We start from the raw sequence: 7,740 nt of genomic DNA, 5'->3' as shown, positions 1-7,740 counted from the left end.
GCGGTTGCGGTACCTGTCCCAGCGCCAGTAGTCGCGGTCGTTGCCGCGGTACCGCCGCAGGTCGATGCCGTGGTAGCGGCGCAGGTCCCCGTTGTTGCGGTAGTGGGAGGGGTGGTGGATCCGTGCACTGTCGCCGCGGTGGAGGGCGGAGGTGACGGGCGCCGCGGAAACCGATCCCGGCAGCGGGGTGGCGCTGGCTTCTGCCGTCAGGGGCACGGCAACCGCTCCGGCTGTCATGAGCGCGACTGCCACGGCCCTAGCAATGGTCTTCACGAACTCTCCTTTCGAACAGCAGGAATTCGATCATTTCCCTGCTGCTGCGTCAGACGCTACCTCGAATTCCGCGCTTCACTGCGCAAGCTGAAAGTCGGTCAGGCGCTGCGGGTGTGGGTAGTGGCGATTCGTAGATGCGCGGAAAGAGGCAGCTCAGCAGCCTTTCCTGGTAGGTGCAGAACAGTGGGTTCCGGTCCTTGTTAAAACACCCGTCCAGACGAATTCACTACTCGTGGCGCAGTCCGCCGTCCGAGCCCTGCGCGGAAATGGAATGAAATGCGCTCGCCGGGGGAATCCTTCCCCTTAATTGCCCCGTATTCGGTGGAGTGGGAAAATTGGGACGATGCTCTGTGACCAGTTGTCTTCCGATCGGCAAGTACGGTGGCTCGCGATGGAACTGACCCTGTCTTTACGGAGTTCGGTCCGGTTCGGGGTGCGGACGTCCTGTCCGGCGCTGCGGGTCGCTGATCACCTGAGCCGCCGTCTGTTGGTGACCGGTGCATCCACGGCGGAGCGGGCGGCAGGACGGTCGGGGAGGTCGCAGCGCCCTGTCCACGACGTCCGCGGGGCTGCTCGAGTGACCGGGATCGGCTCACCGATCAGGATCGTCTCCAGAACGCGCTTGCGACGGGCGCGGTGCGTCAGTGGGCGGGAACTGCCGCCGAAGGGCACGGCGAAGCCGGGTTTCCACGACGGGCCTTGCTCGGCGGCCATCGCGGCAGGAGTGGCTTGGCTGATCTCGCAGCGTGCGCCGTAGGCGGAGCCGTTGGCTTTGATGACAACCGGCTTGGAGAACTCCTTGGCCTGTTTATCGCGTGGCCTCGGCGGACGAGCTCGCGCAGCACACACGTTCTGGCCCACCGACGACTCGGAGGCTCATGAAGGAGACGCAAGCGCTCGGCAGTTCTCACGACGACGTGGCCGAACCGAGCCGCTGCCGTCCGCGCGTCAGCCGGTTGCTTCGATGTACGACGCCAGATTTGCCAGTGACGAGGCGATCCCAGCCTCGTGGACCGCTTGGTCGATGCCGGGCGGCACATCCGTGGCGGTGACGGTCACCTCAGTACCGTCACCAACAGGAGCAAGTTGCCAGGTCATTGTCATGGTGCCCGCGTACGAGGGGTCGTCGGCCTCGAACACCGCCCTCTGTACCACGCGCGTGGGCGGAACCAGCTGCGCGAACTCGACGTCGACGACATCCGTCGCATCTGAAGTCTTACCGGGGCTTTCGGCGGGGTCGAGGTAGGTGAGGACCATCCGGAACCCTCCACCAGGCCGGGGATCCCACCGCTCGACGTGCCCTCGCATGCCTTCCGGCGGAAGCCACACCTCGAGAGACTCGCGATCGAGGAGGGCGTCGTAGACAGCCGCCGGTGACGCCGAGATGAGCCGGCTGGCGCGGTCGATCCTGTTCATGGCCAAAGTCTAAGAGTCATCCCGTGATGGGATGCCTTCCGACCAGTTCCGGTTCGGGTGTGCCGCCGCTGGGCGGGGCGATCCCTACTGGGGCGGCTGTTCCGACGTGGGCCTTGTGCCGCTTGTTCGCGGGTCGGGTCTCATTCGGGGTGGCCCGGACCGGTCGGTGGTGTTTTGTCGAGCAGAGGCCTGGCGTCCGGGAGTTCCCGAACGGCGGGCTGCCGCGTGGGTGCGGTCCGTGCTGGGGCGGGCACCGCGCTGCGGTTGACTCGACAGGGCTTCTTGCAGCCCTTCTGAGAAGAGAATCTGTGTTATGCGAGCCTGACCTTTGTCCAGGCTCGCGGTACTGGGGTCGTTTGGATTGGTGAGCCGGACGTGTGTGGCGAGGGCACTGGAGACCATGTCGCGGTCGGCGATGAGGCCGCAGGAGTGCATCGGTTCCGGTCTTCGGCCGGCCGAACCTACGACCGGAAGTGTCCCGGAAAAGGTGCCGACTGATGCCCTCCCAGACTTCGTCGGCCTGATGCATCACCAATGCTTTTGTGACGTGATGGCCGAGGTGCTTGGACCCTTCCATTACACCTCGACCCAATTCTGACACCGAATAATGGAGTTGGGGCTGCGGAACAGCTGCGGACGTACCGGATCATGCTTCGACAACGCGGCCGCGGAGAGTTTTTGGGCCCTGCTCAAGGAAGAGATCGGCACCCGCATCTCGCCCGACCGGGCCACCGCCCGCGCCGAGGTCTTCACCTTCATCGAGACCTTCTACGACCGCCGCCGCCTGCGCAAGCACAAGAACTTCGGCAACCTCACCCTGGCCGAGACCAGGCAGCGGCATCAACACGCCCTCGCGGCATAACCGACGAGTGCCCAAGATCACGGGGAAACTTCAGGCCTGCCTGCATGGTGGTTTCACGCGCTGGTTGGCAGTTGCTGATCCGCCCAGATGACTTTGCCGTCCGGGATGTGGCGGGTTCCCCATCGCTGGGACAGTTGAGTGACGAGGAAGAGACCACGGCCGTGTTCGTCGGTGGTGCGGGGGTGTCGCATAAGCGGATGGCAGTGGCTTGCGTCGGAGACTTCGCACGTCAGCATCCCGTGCCGGATGAGGCGTAGGTCGATGGTGTGCTTGCTGTTGCCGTGGATGATGGCGTTGGTGAACAGTTCGCTGACGATCAGCTCTGTGGAGTCGGCTAGGTGTTCCAGCCCCCACTGGGCCAGCTGCCGGGTAGCGAGAGTTCGGGCACGGCTGATGACGGCGAGATCGCTGGGGAACTGCCAAGAAGCAACCTGGTCTGCGGTGAGCGCGTGCGTCCGTGCGAGGAGCAGAGTGACATCGTCGCTCGGCGGCTTGGCCCGCAGTGCGTCCACTGTGGAAGAGCACAGGTCGTCCAGTGTGTGGTGGGGACGTGCGAGGGCCGCGCGCAGACGGTTCATGCCGGTGCTGATGTCCTGGTCGCGGGCCTCGATCAGACCGTCGGTGTAGAGGGCGAGCACGCTTCCTTCAGCGAGTTCCAAAGTTGTGGACTCGAAGGGGACCAGTTCGAGGCCGAGCGGTGCTCCGGTGGGCAGGTCGGGGAAGGTGACGTGGCCGTGCGGGTCGATGACCGCGGGCGGTGGGTGTCCGGCCCGTGCCATGGTGCAGCACCGGGTGACCGGGTCGTAGACGGCGTACAGGCACGTGGCGGCCATCGTGGTGCTGGCCGGGTACCGGGGGTCGGCTTCCGCCTGGGTGAGGCGGATGACCTGCTCGTCGAGGCGGGCCAGTACTTCGTCGGGAGGCATGTCCATTTCCGCGAGGGTGCGCATGACGGTGCGGAGTTGACCCATCTGCGCCGCCGCGTTGACGCCGTGTCCGACCACGTCGCCGACGACCAGGGCGACGCGGGCGCCGGATAGGGGGATCACGTCGAACCAGTCACCCCCAATGCCGTGGTGGCTGTCGGCCGGCAGGTAGCGCCAGGCGACGTCAGCGGCGGAGCCGCCCGTGGGGCGGTGGGGGTGCAGCAGGCGCTGCAGGGCGAGAGCCGCGGTGCGTTCGCGGACGTATTGGCGGGCGTTGTCCAGAGCCAGCGCTGCCCAGTTGACGAGTTCCTCAGCCAAGAGCAGGTCGTCCTCCTCGAACGGCCTGGGATCCTCCGTCCGCGCGAAGACCGCCACACCCAGCACTACGCCCCGGGCGTGGATCGGAACGACCATCAACGAGTGCATGGCGTGCTCGCGGATCTTCTCCGCCAGCGCGCCGTGGTGGTCCAGCCATGTGCCCGGAGATGTGTCCAGTATCGGCTCGAAGTGGGATTTCCCGGAGTGCAGGACTTCGGTGAAAGGCGAAGTGGGCGGGACGAAGATCGGCTCTCCGCGAGCGAACAGGGACTCCGGCGTTCCAGGGTGGATCGAGGCCAAGCCCGCACGGCGGAAGGCGGGAATGCGCCCGTCCTGTGGGCCGAGATGAGCCAAGGGCTCCTCGCCGAGTGGGACAGACTCCGCCAGGTCGACAGTGGCGTAGTCCGCGAGGAACGGCACCGCGAGATCGGCCAATTCCTGCGCGGTCTGCATGACGTCCAAAGTGGTGCCGATACGCCTGCTGGCCTCGCCGAGGATGGCCAGATGCTCTCGCGCCCGTCGGCAGCCGGTGACGTCCATGCTCACAGTGCACACGCCCAGCGCGCGTCCCTGTGCGTCGTCGAGGCGGAAAAAGGATGCCGTCAATATGCGGTTGCTTCGCACATACGCCGGCAACAAGGCCGGGTAGTCCACGTCCGTCGCCGAGTCCCCGGTCTCGAGCACCTGGTCCATCACTGCTTCCAGCGTTTCAGCTGCCGTCCCAGGCGCCGCCTCCGTGAGCCTGCGGCCCAGCCGCAGGGAGAGAGGGATGCCGTCCCAGGAGCCCTGGATGTCGTTTCCCCGGACGCAGCGCAGGTTCGTGTCCTGTATGACGACACCGATCGGCAGGCGGCTCGGCAGCAGCAGCGTAGCGAGGAGCGGCATCACCCCTGTGGCCTCGGCCGGCCACGCTGGAAGCAACGCCTTGTCGGTCGCCCAGACCACCCATCGGTCCGGGCCGTCCTGACCGGACAGCGATGACACGGACAGGCGTATGTCGATGCTGTGGCCGTTGCGGTGGCGCACCCGCGCGATATCGGACCAGCGGCCCCAGAGGGTGCTTTCTTGTGCGGCCTCTGAAGCCCTTACTCGGTCTCCCGCGGCCGCCAACAGGACACCGGCCGACCGCCCCACCACCTCCGCGGCCGAGTAGCCCAGGAGCTGCTGAGCGGCCTGCGACCATCCGAGAACCGTCCCCTGTGCGTCGAGGAGAGCTATCGCTGGGCTGGCTGTCTCGATAGCCGACTGAGCCTGGGAGACTGCTGTCTGTGCGGAGCTGCCCATTGCTTTTCCCTTTCGGTGTCCCCGGTGATGCGGTCCTCAACTGCTCTGCTGGTCGGGTGGATGGATAGGTGCAGGGCAGGGCGTGATCGAGCTACCAGGCACGGCGGGCCACAGCCCATGCACACTGCCCACCGATGGTGGCTGCGGCGGTGGTCACGGCCCGTCAGACGTGCTCCGTAGAGAGTCAGGGCCGGGTGGGGCCAACGGGCGGCCGGCTGACACCGGCGTCAGCCACACTGTCGTCCGGTGACGCCCCGCTTGCTCTGACTCACGCGTCAGTCGCCGACCGCTGAGAAGGCGGTGCAGCCGGGCCCTTTAGGGCCACTCGCGGAAACGGAATGACCAGACAGATCCGCAGATCGGTGGCCAGCCCGGCGAATGCGGTAGCACCAAACTGCCGGGCGAAGTTGATCAAGCACCTGCTGCGAGCCGCAGAAACGCTCACCAGCGCAAGGGACAGCTTGGCGACAAAGACAGATGTGGGCTGCCGCGAGGGTCCGGGGACGAGCGCGGCGTAGCCGGTCGACTGGCGTAAGCCACAGGGAGACCGTCACGCGTATACAGGCGGGCTTATGGCCTGTCCCCGGGCAAGCTTCGCCTGGTCCGGACGGGACATGCGATCGGGGAGGCGTTGCAGGCTTGCGGGTGCTTCGTTCGTGGTCATGCTTGCAAGCTACTGACCCGTATGTGTCGAAATGTGGTCCATTTCCGTAACAGATTCCCGGACCAATTCTGCGGGCACGGCAAGATCGCGATCTGCGGGAGTTGGAGTACTCACCCACTCCCCGAGCGTGGCAGCCCGGGCATGCGACGTGGCGCTCCGGCTTCGCGGCGCGCTGGTCTCACAGGCGGTACTCGGTGCCCCGCCTGACCGTTCGGCGTGAAGTGGTCTGCTCTTCCGCCCGGAAAATGGTCCCCACGCATGGGTGGTGAAGCGCATACGGTCAGGTCATGACCGCGGCAGCGCCCACCGGGAGTGAAGATCGGTGTCTTCCCCTCTTTCCCTAGTCCTGACCTTGATTCCGGGGACGCGGTCAGTACAACCCCACTTTGCTGATCACCGCGGGCGACGGCGCCAGGCTTTCCGCGCGGCCTTCTATAGCGGCCTCGAACCCGACCGCGAAGTCGTCCGGAACGTCGATTTAGGGCGAACACTTTCGTCAAACGGGCGCTGATGCGGTGGCGGCCAGGCGGAGGAGGGTCCGGGTGTGTGTCTTCCCTCTCGGGCCCGGCATTTGTCGTGGTAGGTGCGGGACGCAGGACCTCGGCAGGAGGGATGACTTGTGGGTGGTCAGGCGTTGCTGCGATGGGGGCGAGTACGGGAGCACATTGTGAGCGCTGTGACCAACATCAGATCGGTGGCTGAGGGTCCCAAGGCGTGGCGTCGGGCCGCGCCGCACCTTATGTGGCTGCTCGGCCCACTGACAGTGATCGTTGCGATCCCTGTGGCCGACGGATTCCTGCCGCCGGATATCCATCTTGCGCACCTGCTGGACGTGGCCGTGGCGGTCGTCGCATTCAGCGCCGGTCCCCGCCTCACCGCACTCATCGGCTCACTCAGCGTACTCTCCCTGATCGTGGCGGGGGCGGAGCGTCGTGTTCTGGGCACAGAGAGCGTCGTTGTCGAACTCGGCACCCTCGCTGCACTCAGTGCCTTCCTCGTGTTCTTCACGCACCTGCGGGACCGGGGCCAGCAGAAGCTTCTCCGGTGCCGCTCCATCTCCGACGCGACACAGCGCGTCGTACTGCGCCCCCTGCCCGAGCGAGCCGGCCCGGTCGAGCTCGCCTCGCAGTACCGCGGTGCGGAGGCCGATGCGTGCCTCGGCGGTGACCTGTATGCCGTGGCCCGCGTCTCCGGTTCCACCCGGCTACTCATCGGGGACGTCCGCGGCAAGGGCCTGTCCTCGATCAGTGACACCGCAGTCGTGCTGGGCGCCTTCCGAGCCGCCTCCCACCGCCAGATCCCGTTGCCTCAACTGGTCGGCCACATGGAAGATGCCATCCGCTGGGGCCTCGCGGAATTCTCCGGGTCCGAGGACGACGCCGCTGAACGCTTCGTCACTGCCGCCATCGTGGACATCCCGGACAACGAGCCAGTCGTGCACCTGGTCAGTTGCGGGCACCCGCCACCCCTCCTGCTGCACCGCGACACCCCCGCCGCGACCGCGCTCGTGGTGCCCGAGCCGGCGCCGCCCCTCGGCCTCGGCGCAATCTCCGGCAGCCTGTATCTCCCGGCCACCTTCCCGTTCGACGAAGGCGACCGACTGATGCTGTACACCGACGGTGTGAGCGAAGCCCGTGACCAAAGCGGCGTCTTCTACCCGCTGGCCGAGCGGGTCACCAGGTGGGTCGACCAGGAACCCGAAACGCTGCTCCACAGAGTCGTCACCGACCTGCAGGAGTACACCGATGGCCACCTGGACGACGACATGGCCATCGTCGTCGCCCGACGGGACGGCAAGGCCGCAGCCGCCTAAACAAGGGGTGCTCTCGTTGCGCTTGAGGGCGTGGTTGCCGATTCCGGGATGGCGGTGCGGTTTGTTCAATCGCTGTCCCGCGGATTGGGTAACGGCAGGGCTGTCGGTGGCGGCTGCAACCCTGTGGGGCATGGATGAGCTGGAGTTCATGCGGGGCCGGGTCTACGGGGCCGACTACGAGTAC

Annotated in this window: 6 protein-coding genes; 2 read left to right on the top strand and 4 right to left on the bottom strand. The window is 66.4% G+C overall.

Features of this window, described 5'->3' with window-relative positions; genetic code table 11:
* The 3 genes from ADL25_RS04790 to ADL25_RS04785 form a co-directional block, all read right to left on the bottom strand.
* Positions 1-273, bottom strand: a 273-nt coding sequence (locus tag ADL25_RS04790; protein WP_159044880.1) for a hypothetical protein, incomplete at its 3' end; no start/stop codon positions are given.
* A gap of 468 nt (positions 274-741) precedes the next feature.
* A complete protein-coding gene (locus ADL25_RS48860) occupies positions 742-1,134 on the bottom strand; it encodes a hypothetical protein (protein ID WP_159044879.1) in 393 nt (130 codons plus the stop codon).
* A gap of 87 nt (positions 1,135-1,221) precedes the next feature.
* Entirely contained in the window at positions 1,222-1,689 is a 468-nt protein-coding gene (locus ADL25_RS04785) for an SRPBCC family protein (RefSeq protein WP_059126359.1), read from the bottom strand.
* Between the two features lie 613 nt (positions 1,690-2,302).
* Here ADL25_RS04785 and ADL25_RS48855 point away from each other — a divergent pair.
* Entirely contained in the window at positions 2,303-2,551 is a 249-nt protein-coding gene (locus tag ADL25_RS48855; protein ID WP_159044878.1) for a hypothetical protein, read from the top strand.
* Positions 2,552-2,604: 53 nt separating this feature from the next.
* Here ADL25_RS48855 and ADL25_RS04775 read toward each other — a convergent pair whose 3' ends face one another.
* On the bottom strand, positions 2,605-5,079 hold the full coding sequence (locus ADL25_RS04775; RefSeq protein ID WP_059126357.1) for a SpoIIE family protein phosphatase: 2,475 nt from the start codon (positions 5,077-5,079) through the stop codon (positions 2,605-2,607).
* 1,340 nt (positions 5,080-6,419) lie between these two features.
* On the opposite strand from ADL25_RS04775, the gene ADL25_RS04770 reads away from it, so the two are divergent.
* Positions 6,420-7,556 (top strand): PP2C family protein-serine/threonine phosphatase, encoded by a 1,137-nt coding sequence (locus ADL25_RS04770; protein WP_234380558.1) that lies wholly within the window; start codon positions 6,420-6,422, stop codon positions 7,554-7,556.
* Positions 7,557-7,740 lie beyond the last annotated feature (184 nt).

The organism is Streptomyces sp. NRRL F-5122 (genome assembly GCF_001507435.1).
Classification (GTDB): Bacteria; Actinomycetota; Actinomycetes; order Streptomycetales; family Streptomycetaceae; genus Streptomyces; species Streptomyces lannensis.
The sequence above is the reverse complement of the archived record's forward strand: the minus strand, read 5'-3'. Positions and strand labels throughout refer to the sequence as shown.

What these genes read in the sequence shown, in the direction of transcription:
- ADL25_RS04785 (WP_059126359.1), bottom strand. Translation starts at nt 1,689, where the DNA reads ATGAACAGGATCGACCGCGCCAGCCGGCTCATCTCGGCGTCACCGGCG.
- ADL25_RS04775 (WP_059126357.1), bottom strand. Translation starts at nt 5,079, where the DNA reads ATGGGCAGCTCCGCACAGACAGCAGTCTCCCAGGCTCAGTCGGCTATC.